Here is a 23,584-nt window from a genome sequence, read left to right on the forward strand (position 1 = left end):
CGGAATAAAGGAATCAGTTATGCGCAAATTTAATAAACCGCTGTTGGCGCTGTTGATCGGCAGCACGCTGTGTTCCGCGGCGCAGGCCGCCGCGCCGGGCAAGCCGACCATCGCCTGGGGCAACACCAAGTTCGCCATCGTTGAAGTTGACCAGGCGGCTACCGCTTATAATAATTTGGTGAAGGTAAAAAATGCCGCCGATGTTTCGGTCTCCTGGAATTTATGGAATGGCGACACCGGTACGACGGCAAAAGTTTTATTAAATGGCAAAGAGGCGTGGAGCGGCCCTTCAACCGGTTCTTCCGGTACGGCGAATTTTAAAGTCAATAAAGGCGGCCGTTATCAAATGCAGGTGGCATTGTGCAATGCCGACGGCTGCAGCGCCAGCGACGCCACCGAAATTGTGGTGGCCGACACCGACGGCAGCCATTTGGCGCCGTTGAAAGAGCCGCTGCTGGAAAAGAATAAACCGTATAAACAGAACTCCGGCAAAGTGGTCGGTTCTTATTTCGTCGAGTGGGGCGTTTACGGGCGCAATTTCACCGTCGACAAGATCCCGGCGCAGAACCTGACCCACCTGCTGTACGGCTTTATCCCGATCTGCGGCGGCAACGGCATCAACGACAGCCTGAAAGAGATCGAAGGCAGCTTCCAGGCGCTGCAGCGCTCCTGCCAGGGCCGTGAGGACTTCAAAGTCTCGATCCACGATCCGTTCGCCGCGCTGCAAAAAGCGCAGAAGGGCGTTACCGCCTGGGATGACCCCTACAAGGGCAACTTCGGCCAGCTGATGGCGCTGAAACAGGCGCATCCTGACCTGAAAATTCTGCCGTCGATCGGCGGCTGGACGCTGTCCGACCCGTTCTTCTTCATGGGCGATAAGGTGAAGCGCGATCGCTTCGTCGGTTCGGTGAAAGAGTTCCTGCAGACCTGGAAGTTCTTCGATGGCGTGGATATCGACTGGGAGTTCCCGGGCGGCAAAGGCGCCAACCCGAACCTGGGCAGCCCGCAGGACGGGGAAACCTATGTGCTGCTGATGAAGGAGCTGCGGGCGATGCTGGATCAGCTGTCGGCGGAAACCGGCCGCAAATATGAACTGACCTCCGCCATCAGCGCCGGCAAGGACAAGATCGATAAGGTGGCTTACAACGTTGCGCAGAACTCGATGGATCACATCTTCCTGATGAGCTACGACTTCTATGGCGCCTTCGATCTGAAGAACCTGGGGCATCAGACCGCGCTGAATGCGCCGGCCTGGAAGCCGGACACCGCTTACACCACGGTGAACGGCGTCAATGCGCTGCTGGCGCAGGGCGTCAAGCCGGGCAAGATCGTGGTCGGCACCGCCATGTATGGCCGCGGCTGGACCGGGGTGAACGGCTACCAGAACAACATTCCGTTCACCGGTACCGCCACTGGGCCGGTCAAAGGCACCTGGGAGAACGGCATCGTGGACTACCGCCAAATCGCCGGCCAGTTCATGAGCGGCGAGTGGCAGTATACCTACGACGCCACGGCGGAAGCGCCTTACGTGTTCAAACCTTCCACCGGCGATCTGATCACCTTCGACGATGCCCGCTCGGTGCAGGCCAAAGGCAAGTACGTGCTGGATAAGCAGCTGGGCGGCCTGTTCTCCTGGGAGATCGACGCGGACAACGGCGATATTCTCAACAGCATGAACGCCAGCCTGGGCAACAGCGCCGGCGTTCAATAATCGGTTGCAGTGCGTTGCCGGGGGATATCCTTTCGCCCCCGGCTTTTTCGCCGCCGAAAGTTTTTTTACGCCGCACAGATTGTGGCTCTGCCCCGAGCAAAACGCGCTCATCGGACTCACCCTTTTGGGTAATCCTTCAGCATTTCCTCCTGTCTTTAACGGCGATCACAAAAATAACCGTTCAGATATTCATCATTCAGCAACAAAGTTTTGGCGTTTTTTAACGGAGTTAAAAACCAGTAAGTTTGTGAGGTTCAGACCAATGCGCTAAAAATGGCCGCTTAGCATAAATTTTCATGCTGGAACTGTTAACAAAAGGTTTTTTTTATGTTTGTTTGCTGTTTCTCACAGTCTGCGTAAATCCCCACTGGTTATATTGACGACACCCCAAACAGTTGGCAACTTGATAGCCTCAGGGGTAAGAGCGAGAGTTGTTTGAGTGAATTCCACGCGCTCAGACGTCCCCGCCGCGATGCGTTCCATCCGGCATTCTCTTCTCGTACGCCTTCTGCCTTCGGGCGCCGATCGCACAGGCCACGCAATAAAAAATACAGGTCTGGCGGCAATTACACACATCACATCACACAATGGAGCACTAACGATGACACGTTCCTTGGGTAAATCGGGGATTCTGAAATTCGGTATTGGGCTGATCGCGCTGACCGTGGCGGCCAGCGTACAGGCCAAGACGTTGGTTTACTGTTCTGAAGGTTCCCCGGAAGGGTTCAACCCGCAGCTGTTTACCTCCGGCACCACCTATGACGCCAGCTCGGTACCAATCTACAACCGGCTGGTCGAATTCAAGACCGGCACCACCGAGCTGCAGCCGGGCCTGGCTGAGAAGTGGGACGTCAGCGAAGACGGCAAAACCTACACCTTCCACCTGCGCAAAGGCGTGAAGTGGCAGAGCAGCAAAGACTTCAAACCGACGCGCGATTTCAACGCCGACGACGTGGTGTTCTCCTTTGAACGCCAGTTGGATGCGAACAACGCCTATCACAAAGTGTCCGGCGGCAGTTACGAATACTTTGAAGGCATGGACATGCCGAAGCTGATCGCCAAGATCGAAAAAGTGGACGACAACACCGTGCGCTTCGTGCTGAACCGCCCGGAGGCGCCGTTCCTGGCTGACCTGGGCATGGACTTCGCGTCCATTCTGTCCGCCGAATACGCTGACGTGATGATGAAAGCCGGCACGCCGGAGAAAGTCGATCTGAACCCGATCGGCACCGGCCCATTCCAGCTGCTGCAATACCAGAAAGACTCCAAGATCCTGTACAAGGCGTTCGACGGTTTCTGGGGCACCAAGCCGAAGATCGATCGCCTGGTGTTTTCCATCACGCCTGACGCCTCCGTGCGCTACGCCAAACTGCAGAAAAACGAATGCCAGGTGATGCCGTATCCGAACCCGGCCGATATCGCCCGCATGAAGCAGGACAAGTCCATCAACCTGATGGAACAGCCGGGCCTGAACGTGGGCTATCTGTCGTTCAACGTCGAGAAAAAGCCGCTGGATAACCTGAAGGTGCGTCAGGCGTTGACCATGGCGGTCAACAAGCAGGCGATCATCGACGCGGTCTATCAGGGCGCGGGCCAGGCGGCCAAGAACCTGATCCCGCCGACCATGTGGAGCTATAACGACGCGGTGCAGGATTACGCTTACGATCCGGCCAAGGCGAAAGAGCTGCTGAAAGAAGCGGGCATGGCCGACGGTTTCAGCATCGATCTGTGGGCGATGCCGGTACAGCGTCCTTACAACCCGAACGCGCGCCGCATGGCGGAAATGATCCAGGCCGACTGGGCCAAGATCGGCGTGAAAGCCAAAATCGTGACCTATGAGTGGGGTGAATACCTCAAGCGCGCCAAAGCGGGCGAGCACCAGACGGTGATGATGGGCTGGACCGGCGACAACGGGGATCCGGACAACTTCTTCGCCACGCTGTTCAGCTGCGCGGCGGCGAAAGACGGCTCCAACTACTCCCGCTGGTGCTACAAGCCGTTTGAAGATCTGATTCAACCGGCGCGCGCCGAATCCAACCACGACAAGCGTATCGAACTGTACAAACAGGCGCAGGTGGTGATGCACGATCAGGCTCCGGCGCTGATTGTCGCACACTCCACCGTGTATGAGCCTGTGCGTAAGGAAGTGAAAGGCTACGTCGTGGATCCGCTCGGTAAGCATCACTTCGAGAATGTCTCTGTAGACTGATTTCGACCGCTTTACCGGAGACGCACGAATGGACTTGCAGGGGCGCAACAGGTTTGCGCCTCTGCTGACCAGTCTCCGGCGTATGGCCGTCGAATCGTTCAAAGGCATGTGAGCGTTAATAAGCCTGGCGGACGATGAGCTGCCGGGCATTGATACAGAGAGTTCGGGATATGTTGCAGTTCATACTCCGACGTTTGGGGTTAGTTATCCCAACGTTTATCGGCATTACGTTGCTGACTTTTGCATTCGTCCATATGATCCCCGGCGACCCGGTGACCATCATGGCCGGGGAACGCGGTATCTCCGCCGAGCGCCACGCGCAGCTGATGGCGGAAATGGGGCTGGACAAGCCGCTCTATCAACAATATTTCTCCTACGTGTCCAACGTGCTGCACGGCGATCTGGGCACCTCACTCAAAAGCCGCATCTCCGTCTGGAGCGAGTTCGTTCCGCGCTTCCAGGCCACGCTGGAGCTGGGTTTCTGCGCGATGCTGTTCGCGGTGCTGGTGGGCATCCCGGTCGGGGTGCTGGCGGCGGTCAAACGCGGTTCGGTCTTCGATCACACCGCGGTGGGCATCTCGCTGACCGGCTATTCGATGCCGATTTTCTGGTGGGGCATGATGCTGATCATGCTGGTGTCGGTGCAGCTTAACCTGACGCCGGTGTCGGGGCGCATCAGCGACACGGTATTCCTCGACGACAGCCAGCCGCTGACCGGCTTCATGCTGATAGACACCCTGATCTGGGGCGAGCCTGGCGACTTCGTCGACGCGGTGATGCACATGATCCTGCCGGCCATCGTACTGGGCACCATCCCGCTGGCGGTGATCGTGCGCATGACCCGTTCCTCGATGCTGGAAGTGTTGGGCGAAGACTATATCCGCACCGCGCGCGCCAAGGGCGTGAGCCGCATGCGAGTGATCGTCGTCCACGCGCTGCGCAACGCGCTGCTGCCGGTGGTGACGGTGATCGGGCTGCAGGTTGGCACCATGCTGGCCGGCGCTATTCTGACGGAAACCATCTTCTCCTGGCCGGGGCTGGGCCGCTGGCTGATCGACGCGCTGCAGCGCCGCGATTACCCGGTGGTGCAGGGCGGGGTATTGCTGGTCGCCTGTATGATCATTCTGGTTAACCTGCTGGTAGACGTGCTCTACGGCGTGGTCAACCCGCGTATTCGCCACAAGAAATAAGGGGCGCTCTCATGTCTCAAATCACTGAGTCTGCAGTTAAAGGTGCGCCGAAGCCGATGACCCCGTTTCAGGAGTTTTGGCACTATTTCAAGCGCAATAAAGGGGCCGTGGTCGGCCTGGTGTATATCGTTCTGATGCTGGTGATCGCGCTCGGCGCCGGCGTGCTGGCGCCGCATGCGCCGGCGGACCAGTTCCGCGACGCGCTGCTCAAGCCGCCGGTGTGGCAAGAAGGCGGCAGCTGGCAATATATCCTCGGCACCGACGACGTGGGCCGCGACGTGCTGTCGCGCCTGATGTACGGCGCACGGCTGTCGCTGTTGGTCGGCTGTCTGGTGGTGGTGCTGTCGCTGATCATGGGCGTGATATTCGGCCTGCTGGCCGGTTACTTCGGCGGCGTGGTGGACGCGATTATCATGCGCATCGTCGACATCATGCTGGCTCTGCCGAGCCTGTTGCTGGCGCTGGTGCTGGTGGCGGTATTCGGGCCGTCGATCGTCAACGCCTCGCTGGCGCTGACCTTCGTCGCCCTGCCGCACTATGTGCGTCTGACGCGCGCGGCGGTGCTGGTGGAGGTCAACCGCGACTACGTCACCGCTTCGCGGGTGGCGGGCGCCGGCGCGCTGCGCCAGATGTTCGTCAATATTCTGCCTAACTGCCTGGCGCCTTTGATCGTGCAGGCTTCTCTCGGTTTCTCGAACGCCATTCTGGACATGGCCGCTCTCGGCTTTCTGGGCATGGGCGCGCAGCCGCCGACGCCGGAGTGGGGCACCATGCTCTCCGACGTGCTGCAGTTCGCGCAAAGCGCCTGGTGGGTGGTGACCTTCCCCGGCCTGGCGATCCTGCTGACGGTGCTGGCATTTAACCTGATGGGGGACGGTTTGCGTGACGCTCTCGACCCCAAACTCAAGCAGTAACAGAGGACGAGAGAGATGGCGTTATTGAATGTAGACAAGCTTTCGGTGCACTTCGGTGACGAAGGCACCCCGTTCCGCGCGGTAGACCGCATCAGTTACAGCGTGGAGCAAGGTCAGGTGGTCGGCATCGTCGGTGAATCCGGCTCCGGAAAATCCGTCAGCTCGCTGGCGATCATGGGCCTGATCGATTTCCCCGGCAAGGTGATGGCCGACAAGCTGGAGTTCAACGGCCAGGATCTGCGCAAGATCTCCGAAAAAGAGCGCCGCCAGCTGGTGGGCTCCGAAGTGGCGATGATCTTCCAGGATCCGATGACCAGCCTGAACCCGTGCTATACCGTCGGTTACCAGATCATGGAGGCGCTGAAGGTGCATCAGGGCGGCAACCGCCGCACCCGCCGTCAGCGCGCTATCGACCTGCTGACGCAGGTGGGCATTCCCGATCCGGCTTCGCGGCTGGACGTATACCCGCACCAGCTTTCCGGCGGCATGAGCCAGCGCGTGATGATCGCCATGGCCATCGCCTGTCGGCCGAAGCTGCTGATCGCCGACGAGCCGACGACCGCGCTCGATGTGACTATCCAGGCGCAGATCATCGAACTGCTGCTGGATCTGCAACAGCGCGAAAACATGGCGCTGCTGCTGATCACTCACGATCTGGCGCTGGTGGCGGAAGCGGCGCATCACATCATCGTGATGTACGCCGGCCAGGTGGTGGAATCCGGCAAGGCGGCGGAGATTTTCCGCGCGCCGCGCCACCCGTACACCCAGGCGCTGCTGCGCGCGCTGCCGGAGTTCGCCGCCGACAAGGCGCGGCTGGCTTCGCTGCCGGGCGTGGTGCCGGGCAAATACGATCGCCCGACCGGTTGCCTGCTCAACCCGCGTTGTCCGTACGCCAACGAACGCTGCCGTAACGAGGAGCCGGAACTGCGCAGCATTCCCGGCCGTCAGGTTAAATGTCACACACCGCTGGATGATGCGGGGAGGCCGACCGTATGAGCCAGAATCAACCTTTACTGCAGGCGATTGACCTGAAGAAGCATTACCCGGTGAAAAAGGGCCTGTTCGCGCCGGAGCGGCTGGTCAAGGCGCTCGACGGCGTGTCCTTCACCCTGGAGCGCGGCAAAACGCTGGCGGTGGTCGGTGAGTCGGGCTGCGGCAAATCAACGCTCGGCCGCCTGCTGACGATGATTGAAGTGCCGACCGGCGGCGAGCTGTATTACCAGGGGCAGGATCTGCTGAAGCCGGACGTCTCGGCCGAGAAACTGCGGCGCCAGAAGATCCAAATCGTGTTCCAGAATCCTTACGGATCGCTCAACCCGCGCAAGAAGGTCGGGCAGATCCTCGAGGAGCCGCTGTTGATCAACACGTCGCTCAGCGCCGCCGAACGGCGGGAAAAAGCGCTGGAGATGATGGCGAAGGTCGGCCTGAAGACCGAGCATTATGACCGCTACCCGCACATGTTCTCCGGCGGCCAGCGCCAGCGTATCGCTATCGCCCGCGGGCTGATGTTGAATCCGGACGTGGTGATCGCCGATGAACCGGTGTCGGCATTGGACGTGTCGGTGCGCGCGCAGGTGCTGAATCTGATGATGGATCTGCAGCAGGAGCTGGGGCTGTCCTATGTGTTCATCTCGCACGATCTGTCGGTGGTGGAACACATCGCCGACGAGGTGATGGTGATGTACCTCGGCCGCTGCGTGGAAAAGGGCAGCAAAGAGGCGATCTTCAACAACCCGCGCCATCCGTACACCCAGGCGCTGCTGTCGGCGACGCCACGGTTGAACCCGGATATGCGCCGCGAGCGCATCAAGCTGACCGGCGAACTGCCCAGCCCGATGAATCCGCCGCCGGGCTGTGCGTTCAATGCCCGCTGCCGCCGCGCTTTCGGCACCTGCGTGCAGCTGCAGCCGCAGCTAAAACAGTACGGTGAGCAGATGGTGGCCTGCTTTGCGGTCGATCAGGACGAACATCCGGGGGCGTAAAGCGTCGAACGTCATCGCTTAAATTCACGCCGGCATCACGCCGGCGTTTTGATCTGCAGCGAGTCACGTTCCGTTCTTTCTGCGTTACTCTCTGGCGGCTGACAAGATGATCTCGGCTTGCCGCCTGTGAAGTCTTCAAGGAACTGGAAGGGGAAAGATTCGGAGTGTCGGAGCCGGGGAGTTTTGTTACCCTGTGTCCGGGTCGCGTTTGTTCGCTTTAGGAAAAGACTGAAACCCGCGATTTTCTTGGTTTTGCCTGCGGCATAGCCAGATAAAAACAGCCGATGATCGAGTATACTCAGCCCGGTTCGAGGGGGCGGGTGAGAGTCAGCCCCCTTTTTTTGTTTCAGCCCGATTTCACGGAGAGCAGGTTTGCGGGTCAGGCGTTCGTTAACGATTAAGCAGATGGCGACAGTGTCCGGTGTGGCGCTGGTCACGATCTGCATTTTTATCGTGATCCAGTTATTCCACTTTGTGCAGCAGCGCAGGGATGACTACGCCCAGCAACTGGAGAATATCGCTCACTCCGTGCGCCAGCCGCTGGCGGAAGCGGTGCTGCGCATGGACGTGCCGGAAGCCAAAAGGGTGCTGAACACGCTGTTGCCGGTCGGCATTCTCAGCCGGGCGGATATCGTGTTGCCGAACGAGTTTCAGGCGCTGCACGCCAATTTCCCGCCGGAGCGGCCGGTGCCGACGCTGATCGCCCGGCTGTTTGAGCTGCCTATCCAAATTTCCGTGCCGCTCTATTCGCTGGAGCGGGTGCCCGCCAACCAACAGCCGCTGGCCTATCTGGTGCTGCAGGCCGATTCGTTCCGCATGTACCAGTTTATCCTCAGCATTTTGTCGACCATGCTGTCGACCTACCTGCTGCTGGCGCTGATCCTGTCGGTGGCCATCACCTGGTGCATGAACCGGTTGATGGTGCATCCGCTGCGCGCGATGGCCAAAGAGCTGGAGAACATCTCGCAGGACGAAGCGCCCTATCACCAGCTGATGCTGCCGGCGCTGCACCAGGACGACGAGCTCGGCCTGCTGGTGCGCAATTACAACCGCAATCAACAGACGCTGGCCAAGGCGCATGCCGATATGAGCCGCCTGAGTACCCGCCACCCGGTGACCGAACTGCCGAATCCTGCATTGCTGAACGCGTTGCTGGAACAGCATATCGCCTCCAGTCTGCGCCCTGAGCGTTTTAACCTGCTGGTGATCGGCATCGAGACGCTGCATGAAGCGTCTGGCGTGATGAGCCCGGCGATGCGTGAAGCGCTGCTGCTGGCGCTGGCGAAGAAGCTGCGCGGCTGCATCGACGAAAACGGCGTGCTGGCACAGCTGAGCAATACCGAATTCGCCATTCTGGCCAAGGGCATTGAGCGGCCGTTCCACGCCATGCAGCTGGCGCGGCGCATCATGGCGGAGATCAATGCGCCGTTGACGCTGGAAGGTCTGGCGCTGCGGCCCAACGCCAGCATCGGCATCGCGCACTACCTCAATCAGGGGGAGAGCGCGGAACAGCTGCTGCGCAGCGCCACCTCGGCGATGATGTCCGCGCACCGCGAAGGAAAAAATCAGATCCTGTTCTTCGAACCCAGCCTGACGGAACGCACGCAGAAGCGGCTGACGCAGGAGAGCGAGATCCTGCACGGCATCGAGCAGCGGCATTTCACGCTGTTCCTGCAGCCGCAGATCGACATGCAGTCCAACGAGGTGATCGGCGCCGAAGCGCTGCTGCGTTGGCAGCAGTATGACGGCAGCTATACCCTGCCGGCCGACGTTATCCCGCTCGCGGAAGAGCTGGGCGTGATCGTGCCTCTCGGCAACTGGGTGCTGGAAGAGTCTTGCCGTATCCTGGCGGACTGGCAGCAACGCGGCATTGCGCTACCGCTGGCGGTTAACGTTTCCGGTATTCAGATGCAGGATGAAGCGTTCGTCCCGCATTTGAAAAACCTGCTGGCGCAGTATCGGATCGATCCGCGCAAGCTGCTGCTGGAGATCACCGAGACGGTACGCATCGACGATCTCGATCGCGCCCTGGCGCTGCTGCGCGAGCTGCACGACCTGGGGCTGTCGATCGCGCTGGACGACTTCGGCATGGGCTACTCCAGCCTGGAGTACCTCAACCGCTTGAAATCCCTGCCGATCGATTTGATTAAGATCGACCGCAGTTTCATTCAGGGGCTGCCGGGCGACGATGCGATGGTGCGCATCGTCAGTTCGATCTCCGAAGTGCTGGCGTTGCCGGTGATGGCCGAAGGCGTGGAAAACGCCGAACAGCGCGACTGGCTGCTGCAGCACGGCATTTGCAGTGGGCAAGGATTCCTGTTCGCTCGGCCGCTGCCGCGCGAAGCGTTCGAAGCCGAGTTTTGCCGCGCGGCGCCGTGAGCGTCGCGATACCTTTCCGGTACTTTTCCTCGTCCGAAAATCGCCATTCTTTATCTACCTCTTTTGCGTTAGTGCAAACAAAGGCTTACGCAATTTTCAGCTTTGCACCCTGACTGACGCGTTTCAGCTCTTAAATTCACATCAACCCCACACGGTGGGTGCAACAAATTATTTCCATGTTGTTAAGTGGGTGTTATTTTCCGCGCAAGCGATGAACAGGCTGGATTTTTAGACTGCTGCCTGGTGCGTGTCTTCCCCCCATAGGATGTTCATATGAAAACAACGATCTTTAAGAGCCTCTATTTTCAGGTGCTGACGGCGATCACGCTGGGTATCCTGCTTGGCCATTTCTACCCTGACCTCGGCGCCGAGATGAAACCTCTGGGCGATGGTTTCGTCAAACTGATCAAGATGATCATCGCGCCGGTGATCTTCTGCACCGTGGTGACCGGCATCGCCGGCATGGAAAGCATGAAGGCGGTGGGGCGCACCGGCGCCATCGCGCTGCTGTATTTTGAAATCGTCAGCACCATCGCGCTGATTATCGGCCTGGTGATCGTCAACCTGGTGCAACCGGGCGCCGGCATGAACGTCGATCCCGGCACGCTGGACGCCAAAGCGGTGGCAGTCTACGCCGAGCAGGCGCAGCAGCAGGGCATCATTCCGTTCCTGCTGGACATCATCCCCGGCAGCGTGATCGGCGCGTTCGCCAGCGGCAACATTCTTCAGGTGCTGCTATTCGCGGTACTGTTCGGCTTCGCCCTGCATCGTCTGGGCGACAAAGGGCAGCTGATCTACAACGTGATCGACAGCTTCTCGCGGGTGATTTTCGGCATCATCAACATGATCATGCGCCTGGCGCCGCTGGGGGCCTTCGGCGCCATGGCGTTTACCATCGGTAAATACGGCGTCGGCACGCTGGTGCAACTCGGCCAGCTGATCGTGTGCTTCTATATCACCTGCATCCTGTTCGTGGTGGTGGTGTTGGGCAGCATCGCCCGCGCCAACGGCTTCAGCATCTTCAAATTCGTCAACTACATCAAAGAAGAGCTGCTGATCGTGCTGGGAACCTCGTCGTCCGAATCCGCGCTGCCGCGCATGCTGGATAAAATGGAGAAGTTGGGCTGCAAGAAATCGGTGGTGGGTCTGGTGATCCCGACCGGATACTCCTTCAACCTGGATGGCACCTCTATCTACCTGACCATGGCTGCGGTGTTTATCGCTCAGGCGACCAACACCCACATGGATATCATGCATCAGATTACCCTGCTGGTGGTGTTGCTGCTCTCCTCCAAAGGGGCGGCGGGCGTGACCGGTAGCGGCTTTATCGTGTTGGCCGCCACCATCTCCGCCGTCGGCCACCTGCCGCTGGCCGGCCTGGCGCTGATCCTCGGCATCGACCGCTTTATGTCGGAAGCCCGCGCGCTGACCAACCTGGTGGGCAATGGCGTGGCGACCGTGGTCGTGGCCAAATGGTGTAATCAGCTGGATGAGAAACAGCTGAAAGACACCCTGAACAACAAAAACACCGGCGCGGACAAAACGCTGCCTTCCGCCTGATTTCGGTGGTAAATCACCGGCCGCAGCCGCGGCCGGTGAGCTTCTTCCCCTGCCTCGTAACGATTTTTTGCATTAAAAACCCCGCAATCTATTATTTTTCACTCTAATGGGTGACATCCGCAAAGGCGCGCGGTCTAACACGATGGTACACTTTCTGCTTTCCGCCCCACTGTGAAACTCAGGGCGTATTTTTATGATTCCATTGAATGGAATACACGCATTTGCATAAGAAATTGGATAGTCATTAAGTAGGGGTTCACATGCAGGGCACCAGAATTCATCTTATAGTTGGTGGGCTGCTACTGGCGGCAGCCAGTAGCAGCGTGCAGGCTGAAGCACTACAACCCGATCCTGCCTGGCAGCAGGGGGCGCTGGCCAACGGGTTTTCATGGCAGATTCTCGATACGCCGCAGCGGCCAAGCGACCGCGTGGAACTGCGGCTGATCGTCAATACCGGCTCTCTGGTGGAGTCTTCGCAGCAGACCGGTTTCGCCCATCTGCTGCCGCGGCTGGCGTTGGCGCGCAGCGAAAGCTTTACCGCGCCGCAGCTGCGCGCCCTGTGGCAACAGAGCGTGGATAACGAGCGGCCGCTGCCGCCGGCGATCATCTCGTATGATTTCACCATGTATAACCTCAGCCTGCCGAACAACCGGCCCGACCTGCTGAAAGAAGCGCTGGCCTGGCTGGCGGACACCACCGGCAAACTGGCGATCGACGAGCATACGGTGCACGCGGTGATGAATTCCAGCATCAATCCGGTCGGCACTTTCCCGCCCAATACCCAAGATGCCTGGTGGCGTTACCGCCTGAAAGGCTCGACGCTGCTGGCGCACGATCCGGCGCAGCCGGCGAAACGGCCGGTCAATCTCGAGCAGCTGAAGAAATTCTATCAACAGTGGTATACCCCGGACGCCATGACGCTGTTCGTGGTCGGCAAGGTCGACAGCCGCAGCCTGGGCGAGCAGATCAACAAGGCGTTCTCGCCGCTGCAGGGCAAACGTGAAACCCCGGCCCCGATGCCGACCCTGACGCCGCTGCCGCAGCAGCCGGTGAGCCTGATCAGCGAGCAGGTGAAACAGGATACGCTGTCGATCATGTGGGATTCGCCGTGGCACCCGATTCGCGATTCGCAGAGCCTGCTCCGTTACTGGCGTGGCGATCTCGCCCGCGAGGCGCTGTTCTGGCATCTTCAGCAGACGCTGGAAAAAAGCGACCAGAAGAGCCTGCATCTGGGCTTTGACTGCCGCGTGCAGTACCAGCGGGGGCAGTGCGCCATCCATCTGGATACGCCGAACAACAATCTGAACGGCAGCCTGGGCTTTATCGCCCGCGAGCTGGCCAACGTGCGTGATAACGGTCTGTCGAAAGAGGAATTCGATGCGCTGCTGGCGCAGAAAAACGATCAGCTGAGCAAGCTGTTCGCCACCTACGCCCGCACCGACACCGATGTGCTGATGAGCCAGCGCCTGCGTTCGCAGCAGAGCGGGGTGGTGGATATCGCGCCGGAGCTGTATCAGAAGCTGCGTCAGGAATTCCTGTCCAGCCTGACGCTGGAGACGCTGAATCAGGCGCTGAAGCTGCAGCTGTCTCAGGAGGCGACCCTGGTGCTGATGCAGCCGAAAGGCGAGCCGGAAATGAGCATGAAGCAGCTGCAGGAAACCTATGATGGCATTATGATGCCGGCGCCGGCGGTGGTGACGGAAGAAGCCAAACCGGCCGACACCGCGGTGGCTGCGCCGGTGACGGACGCCGGCGCGCAGTAATTCGCAGCAGGGGGCGCAGGCCCCCTAGTTACGGTACAGCACCTTGATGATGTGGTAACCGAACTGGGTTTTGACCGGGCCGTAAGGTTTGAGCAGCGGGATGCTGAACACCGCTTTATCGAACGCCGGCACCATCGCGCCCTTGTTGAATTCGCCCAGCGAGCCGCCGTTGCGTTTTGACGGGCAGCTCGAATATTTGCGCGCCAGCGTGTCGAAGCTGACGCCGCGCTTCAGCTTGGCCAGCAGCTCGTTGGCCAGCTTTTCATTGTCTACCAGAATGTGCAGGGCGCACGCCGTTTTTGCCATGGTATTGCCTTTGTCGATGCGAAAATTGCGCTGATTATACCCGCTAAATCTCATCGGCGCTTTCTGCTACAATTCCCTTCCACGTTTTACAGTCGAGCAAGCCAGCACCATGCGATTAAACCCCAGCCAACAACAAGCCGTCGAATTCGTTACCGGGCCCTGCCTGGTGTTGGCCGGTGCCGGTTCCGGCAAGACGCGCGTTATCACCAACAAGATAGCCCACCTGATCCATCATTGCGGCTATCAGGCGCGGCACATCGCCGCCGTGACCTTTACCAACAAAGCCGCGCGCGAGATGAAAGAGCGCGTGTCGCAAACCCTGGGGCGCAAAGAGGCGCGCGGGCTGATGATTTCCACCTTCCACACCCTGGGGCTGGAAATCATCAAGCGGGAATATGTGGCGCTGGGGATGAAGTCCAACTTCTCGCTGTTCGACGACCAGGATCAGCTGGCGCTGTTGAAAGAGCTGACCGAAAAGTGGCTGGAAAGCGATAAAACGCTGGTGGCGCAGCTGATTTCGACCATCTCCAACTGGAAAAACGACCTGATCGATCCCCAGCGCGCGGCGGAGCTGGCGCGCTCGGAGCGCGACAAGCTGTTCGCCCACTGCTACAGCCTTTACCACGCCCATATGCGGGCGTGCAACGTGCTGGACTTCGATGACTTGATCCTGCTGCCGACGCTGCTGTTGCAACGCAACGAAGAGGTGCGCGAACGCTGGCAGCAGCGCATCCGCTATCTGCTGGTGGATGAGTACCAGGATACCAACACCAGTCAGTACGAGCTGGTGAAGCTGCTGGTGGGCAACCGCGCGCGCTTTACCGTGGTGGGCGACGACGACCAGTCGATCTACTCCTGGCGCGGCGCGCGGCCGCAGAACCTGGTGCTGCTGAAGGAAGATTTCCCGGCGCTGCAGGTGATCAAGCTGGAACAAAACTACCGTTCCAGCGAGCGCATTCTGAAGGCGGCCAACATTCTGATCGCCAATAACCCGCACGTGTTTGAAAAGCGGCTGTTTTCTGAACTGGGGTATGGCGAAGAGCTGAAGGTGGTGACCGCCAACAATGAGGATCACGAAGCCGAGCGGGTGGTGGGGGAGTTGATCGCCCACCACTTCGTGAAAAAGACCAATTACGGCGACTATGCGATCCTGTACCGTGGCAATCACCAGTCGCGGGTGTTTGAAAAGATGCTGATGCAGAACCGTATCCCGTACAAGATTTCCGGCGGCACCTCGTTCTTCTCGCGCCCCGAGATCAAGGATCTGCTGGCTTACCTGCGCGTGCTGACCAACCCGGAAGACGACAGCGCCTTTCTGCGCATCGTCAATACCCCCAAGCGCGAGATCGGCCCGGCAACGCTGCAGAAGCTTGGCGAGTGGGCCAACCAGCGCAACAAAAGTTTGTTCCATGCCAGCTTCGATCTGGGGCTGAGCCAGCACTTGACCGGACGCGGGCTGGAATCGCTGCAGCGCTTCACCCATTGGCTGGGCGGCATCGCCCAGCAGGCGGAACGTGAGCCGGTGGTGGCGGTGCGCGATCTGATCCGCGGCGTGGATTATGAGAGCTGGCTGTTTGAAACCTCGACCAGCCCGAAGGCCGCCGAAATGCGGATGAAAAACGTCAACACGCTGTTCGGTTGGATGACGGAAATGCTGGAAGGCAACGATCTGGACGAGCCGATGACGCTGACCCAGGTCGTGACGCGCTTCACCCTGCGTGACATGATGGAACGCGGCGAAAGTGAAGAGGAGCTGGATCAGGTGCAGCTGATGACGCTGCACGCCTCAAAGGGACTGGAGTTCCCCTACGTGTTCCTGGTGGGCATGGAGGAGGGGCTGCTGCCGCACCAGAGCAGCATCGACGAAGACAATGTCGATGAAGAGCGGCGTCTGGCCTATGTAGGGATCACCCGCGCGCAAAAAGAGCTGATCTTCACCCTGTGCCGCGAGCGCCGTCAGTACGGCGAGCTGGTGCGGCCGGAGCCGAGCCGGTTCCTGTTGGAGCTGCCGCAGGACGATTTGGCGTGGGAAACCGAGCGCAAAGTGGTGAGCCCGCAGGAGCGGATGCAGAAGGGGCAGAGCCATCTGGCCAATATCCGCGCCCAGCTGGCCAAGGCCAAAGGCGGGAATTAAAAAGAAAGGGCGCTCATCGCGCCCTGGTCATGTCAACGTTGTTCTTCCAACCGCAGCGTCCAGTGGACGTAGCTCTGCCAGTGGCTCTCCTGCTCCAGCGCCTCGGCGCGCAGCGGATGCTGTTCCAGCCAGCCCGGCGGCAAGATCACCGTCAGTTCATCGTCCTGATTGGCGCGTAACCGCACCGCCGGCAGCGTGTCGTCGCGGCGGCGGCTGGCGAAGATGATCGCCAGGCGCAAAATGCGGCACAGGCGCTGCGCAGTGCGCGGCGGCAGGGCGTTTTGCTGGTTCAACAGCGACAGGTCGAGGGTGTTGCTCTGATTTTGCAGCAGGGTGGCCAGCAGTTTTTTCTGCGCCGGGGTAAAGCCGGGTAAGTCCAGGTGGCGGATCAGGTAGGCGGCGTGTTGCGGCGCCTGCTTGAAATCGACGCTGAGGCCGAGTTCGTGAATTAGACTGGCGCTGTGCAACAGCTCGCGACATCGCGCATCCAGCTGCCACTCGTTGGCGACCTGCTGCGAGAAGTTGGCGGCGAGCTGGCTGACGCGTTCGGCCTGCTCGGTGTCGATCAGGTAGCGGCGCTGCAGGTTGCGGATGGTGCGGATGCGAATATCCTGCTCCACCGGCAGATGCAACATGCCGTAAACCAGACCTTCACGCAGCGCCCCGCCGGCCAGCATCATGCTCTCGATGCCCAGCTCCTGGAAGATGGCCAACAGGATGGACAGGCCGCTCGGGAACACCAGCGCGCGCTCCAGCGTCAACCCTTCGATCTCCAGCTCTTCCAGCTTGCCGCACTGAATGGCGCGCTGTTTCAGCTGGCGCAGTTTGGGCAGGGTGATGCGCTCATCCATGCCCTGCGCCACCATGATCTCCTGCAGCGCTTGCACGGTGCCGGAAGCGCCGACGCAGATCTGCCAACCTTGCTGGCGCAATTGCGCTGCGATCGGCCGCACCATTTCGCGCGCGGCCTGTTCGGCGCGCTCGAAGTTTTCTTGCCCAAGGTTGCGGTCGCTGAAGTAGCGTTCCAGCCAGGTGACGCAGCCCATCGACAGGCTATACAGCTGCGTTGCCTGTGCGCCGGTGCCGGTGACCAGTTCGGTGCTGCCGCCGCCGATGTCGACGACCAGCCGACGATCCGGCCCGCCGGTGGTGTGCGCGACGCCGTGATAGATCAGCCGTGCCTCTTCTTCGCCGCTGATCACCTGTACCGGGCAGCCGAGGATTTGCTCGGCGGCCTGCAGGAACTCATCGGCGTTGGACGCCAGACGCAGCGTGGCGGTGGCGACGACGCGGATCTGTTCGCGCGGAATGTCCTGCAGGCGTTCCGAGAACAGCCGCAGGCACTGCCAGCCGCGTTGCATGGCCTCATGCGACAGGTGATTGTTCTGATCCAGCCCGGCCGCCAGGCGCACTTTGCGCTTGATCCGCGCCAGAGTCTGAATGCTGCCGGCCACCTCGCGCACTACCAACATGTGGAAGCTGTTGGAGCCGAGATCGATGGCAGCATAAAGCGTGCTGGAACTGAGCATGGCGATCAGCTCGAACGTTTACGGTTGTTGCGCGGCGCGCCGCCGCGACGAGGCGCGGAGTTGCGACGTGGGCCGTTGCCGCCGCGCGGGCGCGACAGGCGCTTCGGCGCCGGCAAATCGGTCAGCAGCGCATCGCTGTTGTACTTGCTCACCGGAATGCTGTGGTCGATATAGGTCTCGATCGCCGGCAAGTTGAGCGCATACTCTTCACACGCCAGGCTGATGGAGTGGCCGCTGGCGCCTGCGCGGCCGGTACGGCCGATGCGGTGCACGTAGTCTTCGCAGTCGTCAGGCAGATCGTAGTTGAAAACGTGCGTGACGGAAGGGATGTGCAGACCGCGCGCCGCGACGTCGGTGGCGACCAGAATATCGAGATTGCCTTTGGTGAAGTCGTCGAGGATGCGCAGGCGTTTTTTCTGCGCCACGTCACCGGTCAGCAGGCCCACGCGGTGACCGTCGGCGGCCAGATGGCCCCAGATGTCTTCGCAGCGGTGCTTGGTGTTGGCGAAGATGATGGCGCGATCCGGCCACTCTTCTTCGATCAGCGTCTGCAGCAGACGCATTTTTTCTTCGTTGGACGGGTAGAACAGCTCTTCTTTAATGCGGTGGCCGGTTTTCTGTTCCGGTTCCACTTCAACATATTCGGCGTTGTTCATCTGCTCGAAGGCCAGTTCGCGTACGCGATAGGACAGGGTAGCGGAGAACAGCATGTTCAGGCGTTGATCGGCCGCAGGCATGCGGCGGAACAGCCAACGGATGTCTTTGATAAAGCCAAGATCGTACATGCGATCGGCTTCATCCAGCACGACGACCTGTATCGCGCCGAGATCGACATAGTTCTGTTTGGTGTAATCGATTAAACGGCCGGTGGTGCCAATCAGAATGTCCACGCCGCTTTCCAGCACTTTCAGCTGTTTGTCGTAGCCGTCGCCGCCGTAGGCCAGGCCCAGTTTCAGGCCGGTGCTCTGGGAGAGCGCTTCCGCATCGGAGTGGATTTGCACCGCCAGTTCACGCGTAGGCGCCATGATCAAGGCGCGCGGCTGATTGGTCTGGCGATCCTGTTTCGCCGGGTGAGTCAGCAAATAGTGAAAAGTAGACGCCAAAAACGCCAGCGTCTTTCCGGTACCGGTTTGCGCCTGACCTGCAACGTCACGCCCGGAGAGCGTGAGCGGCAATGCTAACGCCTGGATGGGCGTGCAATTGTGAAACCCTTTTTTCTCAAGGGCTTCAAGGACTAACGGGTGCAGGGCGAAGTCGGAAAACTTCTGTTCGGTCAAGTGTGTTTTGCTCATAGTGTGGTAGAATATCAGCTAACTATTGCTTTACGAAAGCACATCCGTTGAAATAAACGCGGTGCAATAAAATCACCTTGAGTTGGTTAATGCTACACCAACAAGGTAGACATAATCCTGTGGAGTAGAACATGAGCGATAAAATTATTCACCTGACTGACAGCAGCTTCGAAGCTGACGTGCTGAAAGCGGAAGGGCCGATCCTGGTCGATTTCTGGGCTGAATGGTGTGGGCCGTGCAAGATGATTGCTCCGATTCTGGATGAGATTGCCGAAGAGTTCGAAGGCAAACTGACCATCACCAAGCTGAATATCGATCAGAACCCGGCTACCGCGCCTAAGTACGGTATCCGTGGCATCCCTACGCTGTTGCTGTTCAAGAACGGTGAAGTGGCCGCGACCAAGGTTGGCGCGTTGTCCAAAGGTCAGCTCAAAGATTTCCTGAACGCGAATCTGTAATCGGGCGGGAAGCCCAGTATCAGGCGCCTGGCGGTGATGTTCAATTCACCGCTAGACGCCTGCCAAGAAGCGTGTTAAGTTTAACCACACTGCATATAGAACTTGCCCGAAGTTTTAAATCTAAAGAGTTTGAATCTAAAGCTATACTCTGTGTCGAACCACTGGCGTTGAAAGTAAACTGAACTCAGCCCGTGTTTTGGCAATCAAACGGTTTTGCAAAAATCATTTTTAAGGTACCTTCGATCTTCAACCGTCAATGCGTGCGCCCGATGTAAGCCATTTCTTACCGCGACGGCTCTGCGCCCGGTGATCGAACGTCCAGTAAACAGGCACGCATTTCGCTGCCATACCATTCACGATACAAGTTCGAGACATACCCCGAGTTTAAGAACCCACCACTATGAATCTTACCGAATTAAAGAATACGCCGGTTTCTGAGCTGATTACTCTCGGCGAAAATATGGGGCTGGAAAACCTTGCCCGCATGCGCAAGCAGGACATTATCTTCTCCATTCTGAAGCAACATGCGAAAAGCGGAGAAGATATCTTCGGCGACGGCGTGCTCGAGATATTGCAGGATGGATTCGGTTTCCTCCGCTCTGGAGACAGTTCCTACCTCGCCGGTCCCGACGACATCTACGTATCCCCTAGCCAAATCCGCCGCTTCAACCTCCGCACTGGTGACACCATTTCCGGTAAGATTCGTCCGCCAAAAGAAGGCGAGCGCTATTTTGCCCTGTTGAAAGTCAACGAAGTCAACTACGACAAGCCGGAAAACGCCCGCAGCAAGATCCTGTTCGAGAACTTGACGCCGCTGCACGCCAATTCCCGTCTGCGGATGGAGCGCGGCAACGGCTCGACCGAAGACCTGACGGCGCGCGTACTCGATCTGGCGGCGCCTATTGGCCGCGGCCAGCGTGGCCTGATCGTGGCACCGCCGAAAGCCGGTAAAACCATGCTGCTGCAGAATATTGCGCAGAGCATCGCCTACAACCACCCAGACTGCGTGCTGATGGTGCTGCTGATCGACGAACGTCCGGAAGAAGTGACCGAGATGCAGCGCCTGGTGAAAGGCGAAGTGATCGCATCGACCTTCGACGAGCCGGCTTCGCGTCACGTGCAAGTGGCCGAAATGGTGATCGAGAAGGCCAAGCGCCTGGTTGAGCACAAGAAAGACGTGATCATTCTGCTCGACTCCATCACCCGTCTGGCGCGTGCCTACAACACCGTGGTGCCGGCCTCTGGCAAGGTGCTGACCGGTGGTGTGGACGCCAACGCCCTGCATCGTCCGAAGCGTTTCTTCGGTGCGGCGCGTAACGTGGAAGAGGGCGGCAGCCTGACCATCATCGCGACCGCGCTGGTTGATACCGGTTCGAAGATGGACGAAGTGATCTACGAAGAATTTAAAGGTACCGGCAACATGGAATTGCACTTGGCGCGTAAAATTGCCGAGAAACGCGTATTCCCGGCGATCGATTACAACCGCTCCGGTACCCGTAAAGAAGAGCTGCTCACCACCTCCGAAGAGCTGCAAAAAATGTGGATCCTGCGCAAAATCATTCACCCGATGGGTGAGATTGACGCGATGGAGTTCCTCATCAATAAGTTGGCGATGACTAAAACCAACGATGAATTCTTCGATATGATGAAACGCTCATAATTCGTTAAAAAATTCGCTGAACGCCACGCCTAGTCGTGGCGTTTTTCGCTTTTGGCGGATACGATAAGTAGCAATAATGGAAAAGTAAGTTGTTTCCGCGACTTATTGAGAGTTTTTCTTGTTTGTGATGTACGTGAAATCTGCTGACGGCATACCGTAGCCGGGGAGTATTCCGGGTCAGTACAGGCGCGAAACGGGAATGAATTCTGGCGTCATAGGAAATGACTGAAAGGCAACGGGACCTCATGGCACAACCTGTCGCCCATGTTAAGCTGCCTTATCTTCTTACGAGATCTGTTAATTGTGAACTTACTCACTATGAGTACTGAAATCCTATTTGTTTTCCTGTTTTCCTTAGTTTTCCTTTTTGTTGCCCGCAAGGTAGCAAAGCGCATCGGTTTGGTTGATAAACCCAACTACCGCAAACGTCATCAGGGGCTGATCCCGTTGGTTGGCGGCATTGCGGTCTACGCCGGGCTATGTTTCGCTTTCCTTATATCGGAACAACACATTGCCCACGGTGAACTTTACCTCACTTGTGCGGGTGTTTTAGTGTTCATCGGTGCTTTGGACGATCGCTTTGATATCAGCGTCAAGATCCGCGCGTTGGTTCAGGCGCTGGTCGGTGTCGCCATGATGGTGTTCGCCGGCCTGTATCTGCGCAGCTTCGGCCATGTGCTGGGCGACTGGGAAGTCTTGCTGGGGCCATTCGGGTATTTGGTGACGCTGTTCGCCGTGTGGGCGGCGATCAACGCCTTCAACATGGTTGACGGCATCGATGGCTTGCTGGGTGGCCTGTCGTGCGTTTCCTTCGGCGCGCTGGGTCTGCTGCTGTACCTGAGCGGCCATAGTGCGCTGGCGTTCTGGTGCTTTGCGATGATTGCCGCGATTGTTCCCTATATTTTGCTTAACCTCGGCATTCTCGGCCGCCGCTATAAGGTGTTTATGGGGGATGCGGGCAGCACGTTGATCGGTTTCACCGCCATCTGGCTGCTGCTGCAAAGCTCGCAAGGCGCCACTCGTTCGATCAACCCGGTAACTGCGCTGTGGATCATCGCTATTCCGCTGATGGACATGATTGCAATCATGTATCGTCGTTTACGCAAAGGCATGAGCCCTTTCTCTCCCGATCGCCAGCATATTCATCACCTGATCATGCGCGCAGGCTTTACGCCGCGGCAGGCTTTCGTGCTGATCACCCTGGCGGCCGCGTTGCTGGCGGCAGTGGGCGTGATCGGAGAACGGCTGACTTTCATTCCTGAATGGGTGATGTTGGCATTATTCTTGCTTGCTTTCTTCCTATATGGTTATTGCATTAAGCGAGCCTGGCGCGTCGCGAGATACATCAAGCGTATCAAGCGCCGTTTGCGGCGTTCGAGCGATAACAAGCAAGTATCTTAACCAGAGGCTTTTGGGCTGTGATGAATCCAGAAACAACGTCTGACAACAAGAATACCCCGACGATGGATAACGAACTCGATATCCGCGGCCTGTGCTGCACCTTATGGCGCGGAAAATTATGGATTATCGGCATTGCGGCGCTGTTTGCAGCGGTTGCGCTGGGCGTTTCTTATTTGGTTAAACAGGAATGGAGCGCCACCGCGATCACCGACAAACCCACGGTGAATGCACTGGGCGGTTACTATTCGCAGCAACAGTTCCTGCGCAATCTGGATGTACGTACGTTACCGGCGACGGTCGGCGAGCAGCCGAGTATCGCGGACGAAGCCTACAATGAATTCATCATGCAACTGGCGGCTTACGATACGCGTCGCGATTTCTGGCTGCAGAGCGATTACTACAAACAGCGCCAGGAAGGGGACGCCCGCGCCGATGCGGCGTTGCTCGACGAGCTGATCAACAACATTCAGTTCACACCGCGCGACGACAAAAAAGCGCCGAACGACGGCGTTAAGCTGACGGCAGAGAGTGCGGCGGAAGCCAACCGCCTGTTGCGCCAATATGTGAATTTCGCCAGCCACCGCGCCGCCCTGCATCTGAACGAAGAGATCCAGGGGGCCTGGGCCGCCCGTACCACGTCGATGAAAGCGCAGGTCAAGCGTCAGGAAGCGGTGGCGGAATCGGTTTACAAACGTGAATTGAACACCACCCAACAGGCGCTGAAAATCGCCGAAACGCAGGGCTTCAGCCGCACGCAAACCGACACCCCGGTCGAACAACTGCCGGATTCGGATCTGTTCCTGCTGGGGCGGCCGATGCTGCAGGCGCGTCTGGAAGGGCTACAGGCTTCCGGCCCGGCCTACGATCTGGATTATGAGCAAAACCGCGCCATGTTGTCGACGTTGAACGTTGGCCCGACGTTGGATGAGAAGTTTCAGACTTATCGCTACCTGCGTACGCCGGAAGAGCCGGTAAAACGCGACAGCCCGCGTCGGGCATTCTGGCTGATCCTGTGGGGGGCGATGGGTGCCCTGGTCGGCGCGGGCGTTGCCCTGGCGCGTCGGACGCGTAGTTAAAAAATAATATAATAATCTGA

17 protein-coding genes are annotated in these 23,584 nt (G+C 58.8%); 14 read left to right on the forward strand and 3 right to left on the reverse strand.

Annotation, left to right across the window (positions count from 1 at the left end; all coding sequences use genetic code 11):
* Window positions 1–19: 19 nt before the first annotated feature.
* From ACOWVD_RS19775 to ACOWVD_RS19815, 9 genes are all read left to right on the forward strand, one after another.
* The gene (locus tag ACOWVD_RS19775) at window positions 20–1,711 is read left to right on the forward strand and encodes a glycosyl hydrolase family 18 protein (RefSeq protein ID WP_004934124.1); all 1,692 of its coding nucleotides are present in this window, start codon (window positions 20–22) and stop codon (window positions 1,709–1,711) included.
* Between the two features lie 601 nt (window positions 1,712–2,312).
* Window positions 2,313–3,920: a dipeptide ABC transporter periplasmic-binding protein DppA gene (gene dppA, locus ACOWVD_RS19780; RefSeq protein WP_197843134.1), complete on the forward strand. Its 1,608-nt coding sequence runs from the start codon at window positions 2,313–2,315 to the stop codon at window positions 3,918–3,920.
* A 170-nt stretch (window positions 3,921–4,090) separates the two neighbouring features.
* The gene (gene dppB / locus ACOWVD_RS19785) at window positions 4,091–5,110 is read left to right on the forward strand and encodes a dipeptide ABC transporter permease DppB (protein ID WP_004934128.1); all 1,020 of its coding nucleotides are present in this window, start codon (window positions 4,091–4,093) and stop codon (window positions 5,108–5,110) included.
* Window positions 5,111–5,121: 11 nt separating this feature from the next.
* A complete protein-coding gene (gene dppC / locus ACOWVD_RS19790; RefSeq protein WP_004934130.1) occupies window positions 5,122–6,024 on the forward strand; it encodes a dipeptide ABC transporter permease DppC in 903 nt (300 codons plus the stop codon).
* A gap of 15 nt (window positions 6,025–6,039) precedes the next feature.
* A complete protein-coding gene (gene dppD, locus ACOWVD_RS19795) occupies window positions 6,040–7,020 on the forward strand; it encodes a dipeptide ABC transporter ATP-binding protein (protein WP_004934132.1) in 981 nt (326 codons plus the stop codon).
* Window positions 7,017–8,006 carry a dipeptide ABC transporter ATP-binding subunit DppF gene (gene dppF, locus ACOWVD_RS19800; protein ID WP_015376237.1) on the forward strand — a complete coding sequence of 330 codons (990 nt, stop codon included), beginning with the start codon at window positions 7,017–7,019 and terminating at the stop codon, window positions 8,004–8,006. Before dppD ends, dppF begins: the two co-directional genes overlap by 4 nt.
* 372 nt (window positions 8,007–8,378) lie before the next feature.
* The gene (gene hmsP / locus ACOWVD_RS19805) at window positions 8,379–10,385 is read left to right on the forward strand and encodes a biofilm formation regulator HmsP (RefSeq protein ID WP_204348668.1); all 2,007 of its coding nucleotides are present in this window, start codon (window positions 8,379–8,381) and stop codon (window positions 10,383–10,385) included.
* Window positions 10,386–10,658: 273 nt separating this feature from the next.
* Window positions 10,659–11,945, forward strand: a complete 1,287-nt coding sequence (locus tag ACOWVD_RS19810) for a dicarboxylate/amino acid:cation symporter (protein ID WP_016929514.1) — start codon at window positions 10,659–10,661, stop codon at window positions 11,943–11,945.
* Between the two features lie 260 nt (window positions 11,946–12,205).
* Complete coding sequence (locus ACOWVD_RS19815) at window positions 12,206–13,708, forward strand: M16 family metallopeptidase (protein ID WP_015376247.1); 1,503 nt, start codon at window positions 12,206–12,208, stop codon at window positions 13,706–13,708.
* Between the two features lie 24 nt (window positions 13,709–13,732).
* Here ACOWVD_RS19815 and ppiC read toward each other — a convergent pair whose 3' ends face one another.
* Complete coding sequence (gene ppiC / locus ACOWVD_RS19820; protein ID WP_004934175.1) at window positions 13,733–14,014, reverse strand: peptidylprolyl isomerase PpiC; 282 nt, start codon at window positions 14,012–14,014, stop codon at window positions 13,733–13,735.
* 109 nt (window positions 14,015–14,123) lie between these two features.
* On the opposite strand from ppiC, the gene rep reads away from it, so the two are divergent.
* Window positions 14,124–16,148, forward strand: a complete 2,025-nt coding sequence (rep, locus tag ACOWVD_RS19825; RefSeq protein WP_049242600.1) for a DNA helicase Rep — start codon at window positions 14,124–14,126, stop codon at window positions 16,146–16,148.
* 32 nt (window positions 16,149–16,180) lie between these two features.
* Here rep and ppx read toward each other — a convergent pair whose 3' ends face one another.
* A complete protein-coding gene (gene ppx, locus ACOWVD_RS19830; RefSeq protein WP_049242602.1) occupies window positions 16,181–17,677 on the reverse strand; it encodes an exopolyphosphatase in 1,497 nt (498 codons plus the stop codon).
* Between the two features lie 5 nt (window positions 17,678–17,682).
* Window positions 17,683–18,969 carry an ATP-dependent RNA helicase RhlB gene (gene rhlB / locus ACOWVD_RS19835; RefSeq protein ID WP_164096006.1) on the reverse strand — a complete coding sequence of 429 codons (1,287 nt, stop codon included), beginning with the start codon at window positions 18,967–18,969 and terminating at the stop codon, window positions 17,683–17,685.
* A 131-nt stretch (window positions 18,970–19,100) separates the two neighbouring features.
* Here rhlB and trxA point away from each other — a divergent pair, with 131 nt between their 5' ends.
* The 4 genes from trxA to wzzE all read left to right on the forward strand — a co-directional run bounded on the left by trxA (window position 19,101) and on the right by wzzE (window position 23,564).
* A complete protein-coding gene (trxA, locus tag ACOWVD_RS19840) occupies window positions 19,101–19,427 on the forward strand; it encodes a thioredoxin TrxA (RefSeq protein WP_004934187.1) in 327 nt (108 codons plus the stop codon).
* 400 nt (window positions 19,428–19,827) lie between these two features.
* Window positions 19,828–21,087, forward strand: coding sequence for a transcription termination factor Rho (gene rho, locus ACOWVD_RS19845; RefSeq protein ID WP_004934188.1), 1,260 nt, complete (start codon window positions 19,828–19,830; stop codon window positions 21,085–21,087).
* Between the two features lie 303 nt (window positions 21,088–21,390).
* Window positions 21,391–22,488, forward strand: coding sequence for a UDP-N-acetylglucosamine--undecaprenyl-phosphate N-acetylglucosaminephosphotransferase (gene wecA, locus ACOWVD_RS19850; protein ID WP_049242628.1), 1,098 nt, complete (start codon window positions 21,391–21,393; stop codon window positions 22,486–22,488).
* 20 nt (window positions 22,489–22,508) lie between these two features.
* Complete coding sequence (gene wzzE, locus ACOWVD_RS19855) at window positions 22,509–23,564, forward strand: ECA polysaccharide chain length modulation protein (protein ID WP_049242605.1); 1,056 nt, start codon at window positions 22,509–22,511, stop codon at window positions 23,562–23,564.
* Window positions 23,565–23,584 lie beyond the last annotated feature (20 nt).

Source organism: Serratia sp. SA088 (genome assembly GCF_049065515.1).
GTDB classification, from domain to species: Bacteria; Pseudomonadota; Gammaproteobacteria; order Enterobacterales; family Enterobacteriaceae; genus Serratia; species Serratia nematodiphila.